Origin of the sequence: Catenulispora pinistramenti (assembly GCF_018274385.1) — a bacterium.
Taxonomy (GTDB): domain Bacteria; phylum Actinomycetota; class Actinomycetes; order Streptomycetales; family Catenulisporaceae; genus Catenulispora; species Catenulispora pinistramenti.
This window is the reverse complement of the sequence record NZ_JAAFYZ010000018.1, coordinates 36902-54520: the sequence shown is the minus strand read 5'-3', so window position 1 is coordinate 54520 and position 17619 is coordinate 36902. Positions and strand designations below refer to the sequence as shown.

The window sequence follows — 17619 nt, the reverse complement described above, 5'->3', positions numbered from 1 at the left end:
GCTGGCCCTGGGGCTGGATGTGACCTGGCAAGTAGTCCTTGAGGCACCGTTCCAGCTCTCGCCGGGGTCGGTCCATCTGCCCGACCATGCGATGATCATGGACATGACCGATCCCCGTGAAGCCGTCGAGCAGCAACTCGCCGCCTACAACAGCCACGACCTCGACGCATTCGCCGCCACCTACGCCGAGGACGTCGTGGTCAATCGGCGTGATGGCAGCCGGCTCCAGGGCCGTCCGGCGCTGCGCGACCAGTACGCCGGACAGTTCGCCGAAGGCCGCTGCCGAGCCGAGATCCTGGCGCGGATCAGCGAGGGAGACTGGGTCGTCGACCACGAACTCGCCCACGGCCTGGCCGACGACCCGATCCGGGTGCTGGTGGCCTACCGGGTGCGTGACGGCCTGATCGACCGCGTCGACTTCCTCGGCTGAGGACCACGCTGAGCACCACGCTGAGCCGCACGGCGAGCACCACGCTGGGCACCACCGTCCGGACCGGCGAGGAGTCCGTGTCCGGCCGGTCCGGCGTCTCAGGACCTCAGGACCTCAGGACCTCACGACGCCCAAGGCGCGGTCCGGTTGACCGAGTCCCAGAACTGGCAGTTGTGCTGCGTCGCGATCGAGCCGGCCGGGACGAGCGTGCTGTCCCCGCCCGCTCGCAGCGACATGACCGGGTTGCCGGGTACTGAGAACAGCGCCCAGGGCGGCGTGCCGGGTGTGGTCGGCACGCCGGTGCGCGCGAAGCCGGTCCATTCGGACAACACCTGTTCCTGGAGCGCGAGTTGGTTCGGGTCCAGGGTTCCGGGCACGTCGTGGGCGAGCCGGTTGATGGCGCTGTGGTTGGCGCCGAGCGGCTGCGTCTGTCCCGGCGAGTCCGCGTCGTCGTCCTCGTAGGCGTAGACCGGGACGGCTCTGGCCAGCTTTGCGTAGCTTTCCAGGGACGGGCACACGCTGAAGGCGTCGGCCATCACTGTTCGGTAGGCGATGAACGGAGACGGCGACGGGTAGTGCTGCACCGGATAGAGCCTCAGCACCGTGGATGCCAGCGGGCCGAACTGCTGCCGCACCAGTTGCTCGTACTGCGCGGTCGTGTCGGCGACGACCGGGTGGCCGGGGGTGTTCGTGTAGACGCCGCCGTTGAATTCGTCGCGGCCGACCCCGATGACCACCTTGACCCGGTTGACCCGGCCGAGGGCGAACGCCTGGCTCGCCGACATGGTCAGCGTCGTGCCGTTGACGATCGGCCCGATCGCCCCGCCGCCGAACGGATCCAGGCCCTGACCGCCCTTCTCGACCAGGGTGTCGGCCGGCAACGCCCGCAGGCACGCGGCGACGTCGGCGGCGTTCCCGCAGCCGGCCTTGGCCGCGAACCGCGCGCCGAGGCCCTGCGCCTGGGCCTCGTCCGGCAGCGTCGACTTGCAGTCCGCGGGCCACCAGATGGTGTTGACGTCGAAGTTGTAGTACCCGCTGATGCTGATGCCCCGCTGGAACAGGCCGTTCGCGGTCGGCGAGGCGATCTGGTCGCAGACGCTGGCCCCGCCCGCCGACTCGCCGAAGATCGTCACGTTGCCCGGGTCTCCGCCGAACCCCGCGATGTTGTCCTTGACCCAGCTCAGCGCCGCCTGCTGATCCTGGAGCCCGAAGTCGCCGCTGTGCGGGCCGAGCGCCTGGTCGGCCAGGAACCCCATGACCCCCAGCCGATACCCGGCATACACGTAGATAGCCGGCCCGGCACCGACGAAATTCGTCCCGTCGTCATCGCGGGCCTCGCCGAGGAACCCGCCGCCGTGGATCTCGAACATCACCGGCAGCCGCTGCCCCGGCCGCGTCCCCGCCGGCTCCTGGACTTCCAGGAACAGGCAGTTCTCAGTGGTGCCGGGCTGCACCTGGCCCGGCGCCGTGTAGCTCGGCGCGAGACATCCCGGCCCGCGCTGGGTGGCCTGGTAGGTCGCCGTCCACGGCTGCACCGGCTGCGGCGGCGTCCAGCGCAGCTTCCCCAGCGGCGGGGCCGCGTACGGGATATCAAGGTACGAAGTCTGCCGGCCGGCGGTGATGCCGCACACCGGACCGCTGCCGGTCGGCACGAGGGTCCCCGCGGAGCAAGCAGGCGGCGCGGTCGAGGACTGGACCGGACGCGCGGCCGAATAACTGAGACCGGGCATCACGGCCACGGCGACCATCGCGACGGCGGTGACGATGCCGGCGATATAGGGCCGACGCCAAACGGTCCAAGCGTGCACGATGTGCTCCTCAGGACGCGAGGTCGATCGTCACTGAAGACACAGCGACTATTGACAGTATGTCATGGTTCGATGACTTTTGAAGGCTCGACCCTGGACCGCGCACACTCAGGCCTCTGACATCCGAACCATCACCGGGGACGCCGGTCCTTGATGCGCTCGGAACGGTAGCCGCCGGCGTACAGCCGACGCCCGAGTTCGGCCTGCTCGACCGCTCGTGCGCGGCGCCGAGCAGCCCATTCCCCGTATCTCCCGCGGTTGCCGACCAGGCCGGCACCTTGCTCCTGCCGTCCGGATTCGTGCCGGCCGGAACCGTCCCGCCCAGAATCTTGCCGTCCGGAATCGGTGGGAGCGTGGCGCACGATCACCGCGGCGCCGATGAGCGTCGCGACCGCCAACGGCAGCCAGAGCGCGGCCGGGGAGATGCTGAGGGCGAGGGTGATCGCCAGCGGGGCGATCGCCCTGCCGAGGCCGAGCGAGAGCTGCCAGCGGGCCAGTGCCGTGCCGCGCAGATGCGGTGGGGCGGCGTCGATCACGAGCGCCGTCCCCACGCCGGTGTAAAGCACCTCGCCCAGCGTGTAGAGCACTGACACCACGGCGATCGCCATCGCGCCGGCGGCCCCGTGTCCGGCCTCGGCGACCAGGAAGCCGAGGTAGGACGCGGCCAGGACCGCTCCGGCGATGCCGAACACGTGGCGACGCGGGCGGCGGGACATCCAGACCACGACGGGAAGCTGGATCAGGATCACCATCACCGTGTTGGCCACGAAGATGCCCGAGGACCAGGCCGGCGCGGCGGCGAGCTGGGTGACGATGACGACGGGGAGGGCGACTTCCAGGATGTCGAAGCACAACGCGAAGGGGAGGTTGCCCAGGTTCATGATCGTCAGGCGGTGCAGGACCGGCCGGTCCGCCGGGCCGATGGGTTGGCCGCGGCGATCCGCCCGCTGCCCGACCCGCAGCTGCCCGACCCGCCGCTGCCCCGACGGGACCTGCTCGTCCGGGAGCCGGACCGTCGCGATCAGCACGCCCGACACCAGATACCCGACGGCGGTCGCCACCGCCAGCCAGCGCATGCCCACCGCGCCCGAGCCCAGGGCGACGGTCGCCAGCAGCGCGCCGGCGCCCAGACCGGCGTTGCCCAAAGACCGCAGCGCCGCCAGGACCGCGTCCCGCTCGTAGCCGACGGCCAGACTCGACACGACGGCGCCCTGCGCCACCGGTCCGGTCTGGTTGCCGATGCCCTGCAGCAGGCACGCGCAGATGAAGCCGGCCGGGCCGGGAATCGCCAGCAGCAGCACCAGACCCAGCACTCGCAGCGCGATCGTGGTCACCACCACCGTGCGGCGGCCTCCGGCATCGACCCAGCGGCCGGCCAGCGGCACCAGCGCGAGCCCGGCCACGAATCCCGCCGACAGCGCCAGACCGGCGCGGCTCGGGCTGAGGTGGCTGATGGTGACCGCGTACAGGAGCAGGAACGGCCGGATGAGCCCCGCCCCGAGCGCGGACACCGCGGCGGCGAAGGCGTAGCGCCCGCCGCCGAGTCCGCGCAGCAGCCGGACGGTGGAGAGCTTTGACGGCGGAGCCGGAACCGGCCCGGTCGCGGCCGGTGGTGCAGGCGGTGCGGGTGGTCCAGGCGGTCCAGCAGGTTCAGCAGATCCAGAAGGTTCGGCAGATCCAGAAGTTCCAGGTGGCGTGGGGTTCGCAGCGGTGAGCATGCAGCCACCATGGAAGCCCTAGCCGCCCGGACCGTATGCGGTTGACGGTAATCGTCAACCGTCGCGGCGAACCGGCGCGCGCCTGCGACGATTCCCCTATGAGCGTGAGCATCGATGTGACCAACGTGTCCGCGGACCAGTACCTGTTCGCGCCGTCCCCGTTGGCCGAGCTCGGTTCCGCCCTGCACCTGCTCGTGGAGCCCGCGCACCACCAGGCGCAGAACAGCTGGGTCACCGCCGCCACCGCCGGGATCGCGCCGGACCTCATGGACCGTATCGTCGTCGCGGACTACCTGTGGCGCACCTCGCGTTCGGACATGCTGCTGCCCGCCGAGCCACAGGCGACGCTCGCCGCCGAACTCGACATCCTGGACGCGCTCGAAGACGAGACCTGGGTCCGCAATGCCCTGATGACCAGCAGCTGCGGTGTCGTCCCGATCCGCGACGACCTCGACTCACCGCTGGTCGACGACACCGCCCGCAAGGTCGCCCGCGACCGTGCCGCCGCGCGGGGTCCACGCGCGCTGGACTTCGTCGACCACATCCTCACCCGCCCGGCCGCCGCCCGGAGCTGGGTACGCCGCCTGCTCGAAGACTGCGACACCGGATTCTTCGCGGACGCCTGGGCCCGGGTCGTCGCCCGGCTCGCGGCGGACGCCCGCCACAAGCGCGACCTGCTGGCCCGGCACGGGCTGGAGGCGATGCTCGCCGCGGTGTCGCCGGCGCTGACACTGACGGCCTCCGGCGATCGCATCGTCGTCGACAAGCTGCAGGACCGGACCGCCTCGGCCAGCGGACGCGGACTGACGTTCCTGCCCAGCGCGTTCTCCCACCCGCACCTGCTCGTGGTCCACACCGCCGGCTGCCGACCGGTCCTCAACTACCCGATCCTGGCAGGCCTGGACGAAGCAGCCGTGTCCGTCACCGGAATCCAGGACCGGCTCCACGCTCTGGACCATCCGCTGCGGCTCCGGCTGATCCGCAGCATCCTGCGTACCCCGCAGACCACGGCACAACTCGCCGAGACCTGGAAGGTGAGCGCCCCGGAGGTCTCGCGGCATCTGGCCGTGTTGAAGAACGCGGGCATCCTCACCACCAGACGGCAGGGACGATATGTCCTCTACGAAGTGGACATCGCCCGCAGCGCCCGGCTCGGCATCGACTTGATCGAGGCACTGCTGCGCTAGTACCGATCGACCGCCCGGACGGGGTCATCAAAGCGATCATCAAAGCGATCCAGGACATGATCGCCGAAGTCGGCCGGACCTGACCCGGAACCACCGCCGAGGACCCCCTGGCCGTGAGTACCGCCGCCGGATTCGACGTCGCCGCGGCCGTCAGGCGCCCGCGGTCACGACCTTGAGCTCGTCGAACGCGTCCCGGAGGAGTTGCGGGAGCTCCGGCTGTCCGGCGTCTTCGAGCCAGTATCCGAACGTGACCTTGAAGACGGCGATCCCCGTTTCGGCGGCCAGGCTCGCGGTCCGGTCACCCACGCCTCGGCCGCGCAGCGTCTCGGCGAGCGCGGCGGCGATCTCGGCGAGTTCGGCGAGCTCCCGCTCCCGCAGTTCCGGAGTCGCGGCGATGACGACGTGCCGATTCCGGGCGCGCTCTTGGAACTCCTGCAGGACGGCCGCGCCAGCCTGGATCCCGGCCGCGACAGCGGCCAGGGGGGCCAGGGATTCCGGCGTCTCGGCGGCCGCTTTCACGATCAGGTCCCGCATGGCGTCGGCATCGGCGAACAGCACGTCGCACTTGTCGGTGAAGTGACGGAAGAAGGTCCGCTTCGTCAGCCCCGCGCGCTCGGCGATCTCTGCCGCGGTGGTCTGCTCGAAGCCGCGCTCCGCGTAGAGCTCCTGAGCCGCCTGCTCCAGTCGGCCGCGAGCGTTCGGCTCCCATCGTCCCATCCCCGCAGTCTAGTCATGACACTCGGAGTCATCACCTGCTACGGTAATGACACCAGGTGACATCACTCCTGTCCGCCGCGCGCCGCGTGGCCCCGGCGGCCGTTCATCCCGGAGGTTCTCCCATGCGCGTTCTCGTTACCGGCGCGTCCGGCCACATCGCCGCCGCCGTCATCCCCGAACTGCTCGGCGCCGGCCACCAGGTCGTCGGGCTGGCCCGCTCCGAGGCCTCGGCCGAACTGGTCGCCGCGCGCGGGGCCGAGGTCCGCCGCGGCGACCTCGACGACCCCGACAGCCTGCGCGCGGCCGCCGCCGACGCCCAGGGCGTGATCCACCTGGCCGCCAGGTCCCTGCGCGACGGCGACTTCGCCGCGGTACTGGCCGCCCACCTACGCGCCATCGAAGTCATCGGCGACACGCTCGCCGGCACCGATCAGCCCTTCGTGGTCGTCGGCGGAACCCTGATGCTCCCGTTCGCCGGCATCACCGGACGCCCGGGCACGGAGCAGGACGTACTGGAAACCGGACCGGGAGCCGCCCCCGAGGCCGCGATCATGGCGCTGGCCGGCCGCGGCGTGCGCTCCTCGGTCCTGCGGCTCCCGCCCGTCGTGCACAGCACGCTCGACCGCACCGGCTTCGTCCCGACGCTCATCGCCACCGCCCGCGCAAAAGGCGTGTCAGGCTACGTCGGGGACGGCGCCAACCGCTGGGCCGCCGTACACACCCTGGACGCGGCGCGCGCCCTGCGCCTGGCGCTGGAGAAGGCAAAGCCCGGCTCGCGACTGCACCCGGTCGCCGACACCGGCATCGCGTTCCGCGAGCTCGCCGAAGCCATCGGCCGGCACCTGGACCTGCCGGTGAAGTCCATCCCCGCCGAGGACGCGGCCGAGCACTTCGGCGGCATCGGCGCGTTCGTCGGAGTCGACAACCCCGTCTCCAGCACGCACACCCGGCAACTGCTCGGCTGGGAGCCGACCCATCCGGGCCTCATAGCCGACCTGGACGAGGGACACTACTTCGCCGGGTCGGCCGCAGACCGGCAGGCGCGCTAGACGATGACTGCCTTCGCCGAGGGCCGGAAGCCGGATCAGACATGTCGGCCATCTCAGTGGCCTGCCACAGCAGGTTGTCCTAGGAGGTGATCCAGGAGGTGCCGAAGACCTCCGCGAACGACAGCGGGATGTTCTGGTGCCCGCCGACGCCATCGATGCCGTCATTTTGCCGCCCTACCGACCGGTCACTCCCGTCTACCGCTGCTGATGTACCGCTGAGAGCCGCGTGAAGTCTCGGTTCGCTACGTGGTTCCGGTCGGTAGCCGAGCCCAGCGTGTAGGCCGGATACAGACCCAGGTACTCACCGCTGGTGGTCTGGCTCCATTGCCGGGCCAGGGCGCTGGAGGACTTGTAGAAGTTGGCCATGTATCCGCCCTCGTACACCTTCAGCAGCGCGAACCCTCCCGGATACTCCTTGGTCGCGGCGACTTCCAGGAAGTCGACCCCGGCCGCCACCGGCGAGGTGGTACGCAGGTTGCGGTGGGTGTGACCGGCGTGGTGCAGGAACACGCCCGGCGTCCTGGCGTACAGCGCCTGCAGCCGGGACGCGTCGGGACGGGCCAGGTCGAAGGCCGGGCCGGCGATCGTGGACACCGCGGAGGCGTCGGTGACCGGATGGTGGCCGAACACCAGCGTCGGGCAGTGCCGGTCGTCGGCCAGGGTCTCGGTCAGTTCCGCGAACTGCGCGTCGTCGAGGGCACCGCCGGGGGTGTTCAAGGTCGTGGTGTCCAGGCCGATGATCCGCAGACCGGCCAGGTGCGTGCTGGTGAGCCGGCCCTGCGGCAGGTCGTAGACGGTCGGCAGGCAGTCGTTGTATCCGGTGTCGCCGACCACCGGGCACGTCTGATACCCGGCGCCGGTCTTCGGCTGGTCATGGTTGCCGCGGGCGACCACATACCGGCCCGCGTCCAGCCGGCCGGCCAGGGTCAGGCGCCCGAACCGGTCGAGCAGCTGCTTGGAGCCCGACAGCTCGGCCGGCAGCGCGGCCGAGCTGAGGTCGCCCGCGACGAGCAGCACATCGGCGCCGCGCCGGCCGGCGTCGGCGATCATCGACTCCGCCATCACCTCCGGATACGGCGGCAGACCCGGCACCTGGCTGAACCCGGGCGGGAAGTCCGCCGTGGCCAGCCCGCTCACGGTCTCCCCGATGTGCAGGTCGTTGGCCAGCGCCAGCGAGAACAAGTGCCGACCGCGCGGCGGAACCAGGGTCGTGACCTGACCCGGGGCGGCGGACTGCACGACACCGGAGGACAGCAGCTGCGCGAGAATCGCCAACAGCTGACCGTTGGTGGGGTTGGGCGGGATGACCAGTCCCCCGGCCGGAAACGTCAGCTGCGGCACCATACGCGGCGTCGCCGGCACCCCTGCGGACAGGGCCTGGTAGTAGTACGTCGCCCCGGGCCGCAGCCCGTCGACCTCCACCTGGTGGTAGGCGGTGTCGCCGTGCCGCTGCACCGCGAGCCGATCCAGGCGATCCGGGTGCGTGCCGTACCGCACGGCGCCGTCGCAGGCCACCGCGGCCGGCTCCTGGCCGGGCTGGTACGGGATCGCAGGCGGCGGCGCGGCGGCGGTGTACCAGGTCAGCACAAAACCGGTATCGGTGACGGTCACCATCTCCAGGTCCTGCGGAAACACCCCCTGAGCGGCCGCGGCGGCGGCTGGTGCGGGCAGCAGGCCCGGCAGGACCATTCCCGCTCCGGCTCCCGCGGCGGCGAGCCGGGCAAGGTCGCGACGGGTGAGACCACAGCAGTCCTGCGCAGCCGGATCAGTCATGGCAGCGAGCATGACAGAAGCCTGTTAATGGGTCGAGGATCCGCGGCGAACAGTCTCGGAAGACTTGCGCTTCCTGGTGGCGGCAGTCCAGCTTGACCAGGGCTGGGTCGGGGTGGACGGCGATCGCTGCTAGAGTTCCGGAAGCCGTGCGACATGATGAGGAGGTGGTACCCGTGAACGCGACATCGACATGGGTGCTCCCCTCTGGGGTCACGGCCGGGCGATAGGTCGTCCGGGAGCGCCATCTCCGCACTCCCGAAAGGCACGACCATGCAGTTCACCTCTGAACAGCGTCTTGACGGCGACATCACCGAACGCCGCTTCACCCTCGGCGAGATCCCCGGCATCCTGTGGACGCCCCCATCGGCGTCGCCGACACCGCTGATCCTGCTCGGACACCCCGGCGGGCTGGGACTGGACAGGATGTACCCGCGGCTGGCGGCGCGAGCCCGGTACGCCGCGGCGAACGGCTTCGCCGCAGCCACCATCGAGCTCCCCGGAAACGGCGACCGGCCCGTTCTGGACGTCGTCGCCCAGGCCCGCGCCGACTTGCGGCAAGCCCTGGCCGCCGGCGAACCGGTCAGCGACGACATCATCGACCGGCTCGTCCTACCGCTGGTGGAACAGGCCGTCCCGGAATGGCAGGCCACCCTGGACGCACTGCTCGCGCTGCCGGAGATCGGCGGCCCGGTCGGCTTCGCGGGAGGAGTGATCGCCATCGGCATCCGGCTGGCGACGATCGACCCGCGCATCGTGGCGGCCGATCTCTTCGCCGGAAGCTACGTACCCCGGGCCACGCTCGAGGAGGCCCGCCAGATCACCATCCCACTGCACGTCCTGTTGCAGTGGGACGACGAAGGAAACGACCGGCAGACGGCACTGGACCTGTTCGACGCCTTCGGATCCAAGGAGAAGACCCTGTGCGCCAACATGGGCGGCCACACCGGCGTTCCGCAGTCAGCGGCTGATTCCGCCGCCGCCTTCTTCGCCCGGCACCTCAAGTGAGGCCGGGCCGTAAGGCCGACAGACGGTAGGCGCTGTCAGCCGCTTTTCGAGGACACCTCCCAGCCCCGCACGACCGCGGAGGCTGGGAGGTACCGATGGGATCCACTGATCAGCATTCATCGGTCCAGCATGCTCACGCATCCTCGGCGAGCAGCTTGTACAGGGCCTTGCGAGCCTCAACGAGGATCGTGGTGGCCTTGGCCTTCTGCTCCTCGGTGCCGACCTGCGCGACCTGGCGGGCGGCGGTGCCGATCTGGTGGACGCCGTCCCTCAGCGCCATGTGGGCTTCCGGCACGCCGGTGCCGAAGTTCTCCCACGGCCGGTTGTCCGGAGCCTCGGCCACGGCGGCCCGGCCGGCCTCGGTCAGCTCCAGCAGCCGCTTGCCGCTGGTCGCGTCGGCGGTGACCTTTCCCTCGTCCTCCAGCAACTGCAAGGCGGGGTAGAGGGCACCCGGGCTCGGACGCCACAATCCGCCAGTGCGGGTCTCCAGTTCCTGGATCATCTCGTAGCCGTGCATGGGGCGCTCGGCCAGCAGGGCCAGGACCGCCGCGCGCACGTCGCCGCGCCGGGCCCGTCCGCCCCGCCCGCCGCGGAGCTCGCCGGCGTCGTCCCAGCGGCTGCGCGACTCCCCTCGGCGTCCCCAGCCGCCGGGCGGTCCCCCGAACCCACGGTCCGAACGCTCGAAGCGCTCGCGGCCCTCGCCGCGGCCTCGGCCACCGCGTCCGCCACGTCCTCGGTACTCGTCGCCATACATGATCGGGTTCCTCTCGCTTACTGTCTGGATGCGATAAAGATATATCTAGATCCATCTAGATACAACTCGATAGCCCCGCGAGAACCGGTGACCGCGCCGGCCACCCAGCGTTCATCCGGCGAACATTTCCTGACTACGCCGCGTGACTACCATCCAGCCATGACCCCCAAGATGACGCCTGAGCAGGCCGCGAGCCTGTCGATGGCCGAACAACACGAATGGTTCCAGCAGCTCACCGCCGGCCGCCGTTCGCTGCTGCGCGGCGGGCTGGTCGGCGCCGGCGTGCTGGCCGCCGGCTCCGGCGTGCTCTCCGGCCGGGCCGACGCCGCCGTCGCGAGCAGCGCGAGCGTCGCGGGCGCCGCGAGCACCCCGACCGTGCCGACCCGACCGACCGCCGCGCCCCTGCTCGCCACGGCCGCCCGCCCGGCGGGCCGCTCGGTCGTCCCGTTCGGCCGTCACATCTCCTACGGCGCCGACCCGACCACCCAGATCTCGGTGGTCTGGCAGGTCCCCGCCGCGGTCACCAATCCCTACGTCCGGATCGGCTACTCGCCGCTGGACTTCGGCGAGAAGATCAAGGCCCAGCTCTCGGTGCTCAGCACCCCGTTCACCGACATCAGCGCGGTGGACTCGGTTCCGCTGGTCCACCCGGCCGCCGTCGAGCAGTACTACATACAGGCCCGTATCAGCCATCTGCTGCCCGGCCAGACCTACTACTACGCCGTCGGGCACGACGGGTACGACCCGGCCGCGAGCCCCCACTTCGAGCCGGCCCGCCCCTTCACCACCGCGCCCTGCGGACAGCCGGACTACACCTTCACCGCCTTCGGCGACCAGGGCGTGAGCTACGACGCGGTCGCCCTGGCCACCACGGTCCGGTCCCAGAACCCGGCCTTCCACCTGCACGCCGGCGACCTGTCCTACGCCAACGACGGCGGCAGCGGCCAGATCACCAACAGCTACGACCCGCGGGTCTGGGACTCCTTCCTGGTCCAGAACGAGCTGTTCGCCGCCTCGATCCCGTGGCAGCCGGTGGTCGGCAACCACGAGATGGAGCCCTGGTACTCCCCCGACGGCTACGGCGGCATCTTCGACCGCTTCGCCCAGCCGACCGAGCACCAGGCCTACTACTCCTTCACCTATGGCAACGTCGCGTTCATCGCCCTGGACGCCAACGACGTGACCTACGAGTACAAGGCGAACTTCGGCTACAGCCAGGGCAAGCAGACCGCCTGGCTGAACAAGCAGCTCGCCGCCCACCGCGCGAACCGCGCCATCGACTTCATCGTCGTGTACTTCCACGAGTGCGCGTACTGCACCGCCGACGCCCACGCCTCCGACGGCGGTGTGCGCGCCGCGTGGACCCCGCTGTTCGACCAGTTCGGCGTCGACCTGGTCATCAACGGCCACAACCACGTCTACGAGCGGACCGACCCGCTGCGCGGCGGCACGGTGACCACGGCCGCCCCCACCGGCTCGACGGTCCGGTCCAAGACCTACGGCACCACCTACGTGGTGGCCGGCAGCTCCGGCAACAGCCTCTACCAGTTCCCGGTCGCCGACAGCTACGAGAACGACGTCGACGACGTCGCGCCGTTCAAGTCCTGGGTGCGCAACTCCACCGGCGGTCAGACCCCGGAGACGGTCGACTGGTCGCGGGTGCGTTACACGGGCTACGCGCTGCTGGCCGTGGACGTCAAGCCCGGCCGACACGGCCGTCCCGCGCAGCTGGTGCTGCGCGCGGTGAACGAGTACGGCGCCGAGGTCGACAAGCTCACGATCGAGCGCTGAGCCGACGGCCCGGCCCGGGCGGCGGCCCGGACTCCACGCCGCCGCCCGGGCCGAGTCCAGCGTCACCCGATCAAGAACGACGTCCGGCTGCTCAGCGCGGGCCCGAGCGCGAACACCCCGGACGTCGCGAGCAGCATCACCGTCAGACCCAGCCCGGTGAACGCCACCCCGCTGCGTGACAGCCCTTTGCGACTGGCCACGACCGCCAGGCAGGCGATCGCCCACGGCAGGAAGCTCAGCGCGTACCGCCCGCTGACGATCGCGAAGTACCGCCCGCTGGTCGCCAACACCTGGGTCTGCACGACCAGCGCGATCACCGAGATGCCGGCCGCGGTGCCGACCGCCAGCTGCCAGCTCCAGGACCGGGTACGACTGGTGGCCATCAACACGAACGGTGCGGCACCGAGCACGACGCACAGCAGGGTCGCCCAGATCACCACCGTCTCGCCGTTGACCGGATCGGCGAGCCAGTAGCTGGTCGTCAGATGCTGGAACGTGCCGAACAGGTTGCTGAGCAGATCGCCCGCGGCGGATCCGGTGAGCGGCTGGCCGTCGGCCAGGTTCGGGTTCACCCAGCCCTCCTGGCCGCGTCCGCTCTGGAACACGGTCCAGCCGCCGTAGACACCGCAGAACGCGACGACGACCGCGAGCGCGATCAGACCGGTCCGCACCGCGGCGCCCCGGTCGCCGCGCCGCCAGGCCGCCACCGCGAGGACCAGGACCACCGCGCCGACCACCAGCATCGGCACGCCGTTGAGGATCTTCGTTCCGGTGGCCAGCGCTGTGACGACGAACGGCAACACCCAGCCGGTCCGGCGTTCCACTGTCACCCGCGCCAGTAAGTACAGCGCCGCCGCCCCGCACAACGCGGACGGCACGTCGCTGCTGAGCGAGCTCGCGGCGGCCAGCACACCAGGGCACAACGGCAGCAGCACCGCGCCCAGACAGGCATAGCACCGCTCCACGCGGAACGCACGCAGCGCGCCGTAGAGCATGAGCATCCCGGCGAACAGCCACAGCGCGCCGACGACCCGGCCCGCGGTGATGAAGTCGTGCCCGCCCGGCACGAGGGGACCCAGCGCCCGGCCCAGATAGCCGGTGACCAAGTAATAGAGCGGAGGATCGCCGAACGTGTAGTCCTGCGCGTCGGCCTGGAAGCCGTCGGTGAACCCCGCGGCGCAGTCCGCCGACGCCACCGCGGCGCCGAGATCGTGGCAGTACCACTCGTAGCGGATCTCGGCGTCGACGATCGTGCCCTTGGCCGGGAGCCGGCCGTGCGAGACCTGGTAGGCGTAGTCGGCGTGCGCCGGCTCGTCGACGATCGAGAGCTGCGGTGCCCGGACGACCACGAGCGCCACCAGCGAACAGGCGAGCGCCAGCAGCCCGAGCACGACCGGCAGCACCCCCCGCAGCGGCTCGCCGAGGACGGTGAACCGACGGGTGTACCGACCGGCGAACGGACGGGTGACCGTCCGCGCCCGCGGCACCACCCCGGCGACTACCGGGGAGACTGTGGTGTCGAGCCGCCGCGGGCCCAGACCGCCGCCGACCGGAAGACCGTTTTCATGCACTCGCATCCGGTGCATCGTGGATCTCGGCCTTTAAGCCGCCGTGAAAGGTTCCTTAGGAAAATTCACGTTCCGCGGATTCACACTGATTCCAGCCCGAGAACCCGCCGCCCCCGCAGAGCCGGAGCGGTTCAGCCGACCAGCCTGTTCAGCTCGGCGATCAGCTCGATCTCCGACGGGTCGACCCCGGACAGGGCAGCGGTGTAGACGCTGACGAAGTCGGCCAGCAACACCAGGGAGAGCATTCTCTGGGTCCGCGTTTCGCCCTGGGCGGAGATCCAGTGCGTCGAGCCTCCGGCGCCGGCGATCAGTTCGGCTGTGAGCTCCATGCGGCGCACGGCCGCGGGGTGCTGGTCCGCTCGGTCCTCCAAGAACAGTGCCGACCATGACCCCGGTTCGTTCAGGTGTCCCCACACGCACAGTTCGTGGTGGTCGGCCTCCAGCAGTTCGGAGGAGAAGGCCAGTCGCTTGCCGGTCTCGTTGAGCTGGGTCTTCCATCGGTGTGCGGCCGCCGTCGTGGGGCCGCTCCCGTAGATCATCACGCCTTTGTCGTGGAAGGCGTGCGCGAGTGACTTGGCCAACGAGTCCGCGGGGGACTCCGGACCCCAGGCCTGGACCAGGCCGTCGAGGAAGTCCGCGGCTTCGGCGACTTCCCCTCGCAGGTCCGGCGCCACATCGGCCGCGGCGGCGCAACAGAGCGCTGTGACGATCGCGTACGACGTCAGCGCTCGTGGCTGAAAGCCGGCCGGGACCCGCACCAGCGGCAGGTCCCGCTCAGCGGCCATCTCGACCAGACGGCCGCCGCTGGTCAGCGGGACCACGGTGGCCCCGGCCGTGTGGGCGGCCGCGAAGTATTCCAGCGTGATATCCGTGTTCCCGGAGTAGCTCGGGCAGAAGACGAACGTCCCCGGGCCCACCCAGGGATCGGGAAGATAGCCGCGCACGGTCTGGATCGGCCGGCGGGCGCGGGGGCCCACGATGGCGGCGGTGATGTCCCCGGCGAGCCCGGAGCCGCCGACGCCGCAGATCACCAGCCCGCCCGGGAAGTCGCCGCGCGGAAGGTCCACTCCGTTCAGGAGTGTCAGAGCTTCGCGGATGTGTCTCGGCTGCGCGACGACATCGTTGATCATGAGCCGCGCGTCCGCACGCTCGACCGCGGGGCGGGCCAGCGGGTCAGCCGGGTGCGCTTCGCCGGGTGCCTTCTCGTTGGTCTCGGACTGACCGATCATGAGTTCTCCCCGCCCTGCGAGTCGATGTCGCGCACGAAGCGATGGGTCTGCGGATCGTGACGGAAGCCGGATCGCTCCCAGATCCGTTGTGCCTCGGCGGTTCCGGCGACCGGGGCGCCGACCCGCACCGTACCGAATCGGCTCAGCCAGTCCACGGCGGCCGCGATCAGTGCCGAACCGGTCTGCTCCTGCTGGTGCCACCGCGGATGCAGCACCACGCGGTGCACGGTGCCGCGCCACCCGTCCCAGGCAGGAAGCGCGGACCCCACCACCAGGTCCGCGTCGAGGGCGACGAGCACGGTCGCGTAAGGGTGGGCGAGTACGCCGGCCAGGCTCTCGAGGTTGTCGGTCACGCTCTTGCTGTGCCCGGCCGCCTCCCACAGGTCGAGTACGGCATCAAGATGTGCGGGCTCCGCGATGCGGACAGCGATGTCCTGCATAGTCCTAGGCAACCTGCTTGAGGATGTCCAGCAACTGATCGGCGATGGCCGGCCAGGCCTTGGCGGCGACGCGGGCCGGCCCTTCCGGTCCGCGGGAGGCCTTCCAGTCGTCCCGCAACGCCTCCTGGACCCGGTCGGCGATGGCCTGCGTGTCACCGCCTGGGTACACGGCACCCGCCACGTCGGCGACGATGTCCGTGACACCGCACTGATCGCTGGTCAGCACGGGCGTGCCACAGGCCAGGGTCTCGATCGCGGTCATGGGATAGGGGTCGAACTCGCTGGGCAGCACCAGCAGGTCGATGGCGTTGAAGACGTCCGCCAGCCGGTGCCGGTCGGCGATGTGCCCGGCGAAGACCGCCTCGGGCATGCCGATCCGCTTCGCCGCGTCCATCGCGTCCGACAGGGCCGGGCCGTCCCCGACCACCAGCGCTTGCGGGCGCCGCCCAGCGGGAATCGCGGCCAGCCCGGCCAACATGTCCGGCACGCGCTTGTACGCGACGATCCGTCCGACGTAAGCGACGCACGGCCTGGCCGCCGACAGGCCGAACGGTTCCAGAACCGCTGCCCGGTCGACCGGGGCGGGTTGGAACACGTCCGGGTCGTAGCCCGGGGAGACGATGTGGATCCGTTCCAGACCGATGTCGCCCGCTTCGGCCATCAGCGCCGCGATGGCCGGCGCCACGGCCACCACTTCGCGCGCCGCCTGCAGGCCCTGGCGCCGATACCGGTCGAAGGCGGCGCTCTTGCGCGGTCGGAGGAACTCGCTGCCGTGGGAGACCACGACGTAAGGAAGCGTCGGGATGCTCGCCGCGGCACAGGCGATGAGGAATGCGTGGTTCACGACCAGCACATCCGGTTTGAACTCCTGCGCGAGGTCGGTCAGCGCCGAGGTCCACACATCGAGGTATGTCGCTATACCGGCTTCGTCGACGTCGTCGTAAAGAAGGTGACTGTCGCGGTGGCCGCTGAAATTGGGGAAGTCGAAGGGGAGATTCCATCGCGAGGGGCGCCCCGGGGTTCCGATGGTCTCCTGACGGAACGCAAAGGTGTCGACGGCGCTTCCAGCGAGACACAAGACCAGTGCCTCATGCCCTTCCGAGAGCAGATGTTCGGCGACCTTTCGGAGATAGATGCCACTGCCCGAGGCGTCAAGCGGAGTGTGGGTGGCAAAAAGGATGCGCATGGGTCCTCTTCAATCGCGGCCGGCCGGATGGGAGTCGATCTGGCGGTCGTTCAGGCGACCATGATTCGGGACATCTCCCGGTCGCCGGTGTACGCGGTCCGGCTGTGGAACCAGATCCGGTTGTCGAGCAGGTAGCCCTGTCCGGCCTGGAGCGCGAATCGACGCTCGACGGATCTCAGGGCGGCCTGAAACGCGGGCATGGTGCGGGTGACGTCCCAGGAGAAGTAGACGAGATGGTCGAACCGCAGCCGCAGGCCCACGACCTCGCCGTCCTCGATCTGGATGATCGGGCCGACGTGCTCGTCGGTCCCGGTCCGGAAGATCGCCGCCTGCGACGAGGTCACCGCCCGCAGGGCGGCCGGGTCGTGTTCGGCCAGGTGGCGCACGACGTCGCGACCGCGGTAGAGAACCGTCTCACCACCCTGGTCGGAGGCCTGCTTGCACCACAGGAACAGATATCGGGGCGGTACCTTCGTCGCCGGCCGGTCGGTGTGGGCCAGCAGATCCCCGGTGGTGAGCCCGACGTCCACCCGCCCCTCGGTCAGCCGGATCGGCGTGACGCCCCGGGCGTCGCCGTGCGGGTGGATCATCACCTCGCCGACGCCCCGCGCGGCTTTCAGAAGGGCTTCCTCATCGGGACAGGCGAAGGTCAGCAGGCCGTCGGAATCATTGATCCGATCCTCGAGGCCGACGTCCGGGATATCACCGATGAAGTGCGGAAGTTGAACCGCTGAAGACTTCGACATATGCGAACCCCCCGATACATGAAATGTGCGCTCATCGCCTTGACCTGTCGAGCCTTCTAGATCATCAGCGATTACCCGTATCAAACCACGAAGTTCGGTACGGCACAAGGGATTGAAGCATTCTGCTTTAGATCCGGGCACGCCGGGGAACGTCAGGGATGGAACGGCCGTGTTCGATGTGGAACAGTGCCGAAGCCGAACGCCACCATCGGACACAA

General features: G+C 70.1%; 16 protein-coding genes. 6 read left to right on the top strand and 10 right to left on the bottom strand.

The window, feature by feature from the left end; translation table 11 throughout:
- Positions 1 to 91: 91 nt before the first annotated feature.
- On the top strand, positions 92 to 430 hold the full coding sequence (locus tag KGQ19_RS52640) for a nuclear transport factor 2 family protein (RefSeq protein ID WP_368862072.1): 339 nt from the start codon (positions 92 to 94) through the stop codon (positions 428 to 430).
- Positions 431 to 552: 122 nt separating this feature from the next.
- On the opposite strand, the gene KGQ19_RS08035 is transcribed toward KGQ19_RS52640, so the two are convergent.
- Positions 553 to 2238, bottom strand: coding sequence for a carboxylesterase/lipase family protein (locus tag KGQ19_RS08035; RefSeq protein ID WP_212008458.1), 1686 nt, complete (start codon positions 2236 to 2238; stop codon positions 553 to 555).
- Between the two features lie 131 nt (positions 2239 to 2369).
- Entirely contained in the window at positions 2370 to 3791 is a 1422-nt protein-coding gene (locus KGQ19_RS08030) for an MFS transporter (protein WP_268907747.1), read from the bottom strand.
- A gap of 20 nt (positions 3792 to 3811) precedes the next feature.
- Between KGQ19_RS08030 and KGQ19_RS08025 the strand changes: the two genes are divergently transcribed.
- Together KGQ19_RS08025 and KGQ19_RS08020 are read left to right on the top strand one after the other, a co-directional pair.
- Positions 3812 to 3952 (top strand): hypothetical protein, encoded by a 141-nt coding sequence (locus tag KGQ19_RS08025; protein WP_212008456.1) that lies wholly within the window; start codon positions 3812 to 3814, stop codon positions 3950 to 3952.
- A gap of 102 nt (positions 3953 to 4054) precedes the next feature.
- Positions 4055 to 5143, top strand: coding sequence for a DUF5937 family protein (locus KGQ19_RS08020; protein ID WP_212008455.1), 1089 nt, complete (start codon positions 4055 to 4057; stop codon positions 5141 to 5143).
- 150 nt (positions 5144 to 5293) lie between these two features.
- On the opposite strand, the gene KGQ19_RS08015 is transcribed toward KGQ19_RS08020, so the two are convergent.
- Positions 5294 to 5860, bottom strand: a complete 567-nt coding sequence (locus KGQ19_RS08015) for a TetR family transcriptional regulator (protein ID WP_212008454.1) — start codon at positions 5858 to 5860, stop codon at positions 5294 to 5296.
- A gap of 122 nt (positions 5861 to 5982) precedes the next feature.
- Between KGQ19_RS08015 and KGQ19_RS08010 the strand changes: the two genes are divergently transcribed.
- Positions 5983 to 6909: an SDR family oxidoreductase gene (locus KGQ19_RS08010; RefSeq protein WP_212008453.1), complete on the top strand. Its 927-nt coding sequence runs from the start codon at positions 5983 to 5985 to the stop codon at positions 6907 to 6909.
- 195 nt (positions 6910 to 7104) lie between these two features.
- On the opposite strand, the gene KGQ19_RS08005 is transcribed toward KGQ19_RS08010, so the two are convergent.
- Positions 7105 to 8682 carry a purple acid phosphatase family protein gene (locus KGQ19_RS08005; RefSeq protein WP_212008452.1) on the bottom strand — a complete coding sequence of 526 codons (1578 nt, stop codon included), beginning with the start codon at positions 8680 to 8682 and terminating at the stop codon, positions 7105 to 7107.
- 270 nt (positions 8683 to 8952) lie between these two features.
- Between KGQ19_RS08005 and KGQ19_RS08000 the strand changes: the two genes are divergently transcribed.
- Positions 8953 to 9687: an alpha/beta hydrolase gene (locus KGQ19_RS08000; protein WP_212008451.1), complete on the top strand. Its 735-nt coding sequence runs from the start codon at positions 8953 to 8955 to the stop codon at positions 9685 to 9687.
- A 133-nt stretch (positions 9688 to 9820) separates the two neighbouring features.
- Here the strand turns inward: KGQ19_RS08000 and KGQ19_RS07995 are convergent, their stop codons facing one another.
- Positions 9821 to 10441: a PadR family transcriptional regulator gene (locus KGQ19_RS07995; RefSeq protein ID WP_212008450.1), complete on the bottom strand. Its 621-nt coding sequence runs from the start codon at positions 10439 to 10441 to the stop codon at positions 9821 to 9823.
- 159 nt (positions 10442 to 10600) lie between these two features.
- Here KGQ19_RS07995 and KGQ19_RS07990 point away from each other — a divergent pair, with 159 nt between their 5' ends.
- Positions 10601 to 12232, top strand: coding sequence for a purple acid phosphatase family protein (locus KGQ19_RS07990; RefSeq protein WP_212008449.1), 1632 nt, complete (start codon positions 10601 to 10603; stop codon positions 12230 to 12232).
- 62 nt (positions 12233 to 12294) lie between these two features.
- On the opposite strand, the gene KGQ19_RS07985 is transcribed toward KGQ19_RS07990, so the two are convergent.
- The 5 genes from KGQ19_RS07985 to KGQ19_RS07965 form a co-directional block, all read right to left on the bottom strand.
- Positions 12295 to 13809: an ArnT family glycosyltransferase gene (locus tag KGQ19_RS07985; protein ID WP_212008448.1), complete on the bottom strand. Its 1515-nt coding sequence runs from the start codon at positions 13807 to 13809 to the stop codon at positions 12295 to 12297.
- A 122-nt stretch (positions 13810 to 13931) separates the two neighbouring features.
- On the bottom strand, positions 13932 to 15029 hold the full coding sequence (locus KGQ19_RS07980; protein WP_212008447.1) for an SIS domain-containing protein: 1098 nt from the start codon (positions 15027 to 15029) through the stop codon (positions 13932 to 13934).
- Positions 15026 to 15469, bottom strand: a complete 444-nt coding sequence (locus KGQ19_RS07975) for a GNAT family N-acetyltransferase (RefSeq protein WP_212008446.1) — start codon at positions 15467 to 15469, stop codon at positions 15026 to 15028. The genes KGQ19_RS07980 and KGQ19_RS07975 overlap by 4 nt, the downstream gene beginning before the upstream one ends.
- Positions 15470 to 15473: 4 nt before the next feature.
- Complete coding sequence (locus KGQ19_RS07970; protein WP_212008445.1) at positions 15474 to 16655, bottom strand: glycosyltransferase family 4 protein; 1182 nt, start codon at positions 16653 to 16655, stop codon at positions 15474 to 15476.
- Positions 16656 to 16705: 50 nt separating this feature from the next.
- Positions 16706 to 17401, bottom strand: a complete 696-nt coding sequence (locus tag KGQ19_RS07965) for a TauD/TfdA family dioxygenase (protein ID WP_212008444.1) — start codon at positions 17399 to 17401, stop codon at positions 16706 to 16708.
- Positions 17402 to 17619: the final 218 nt, after the last annotated feature.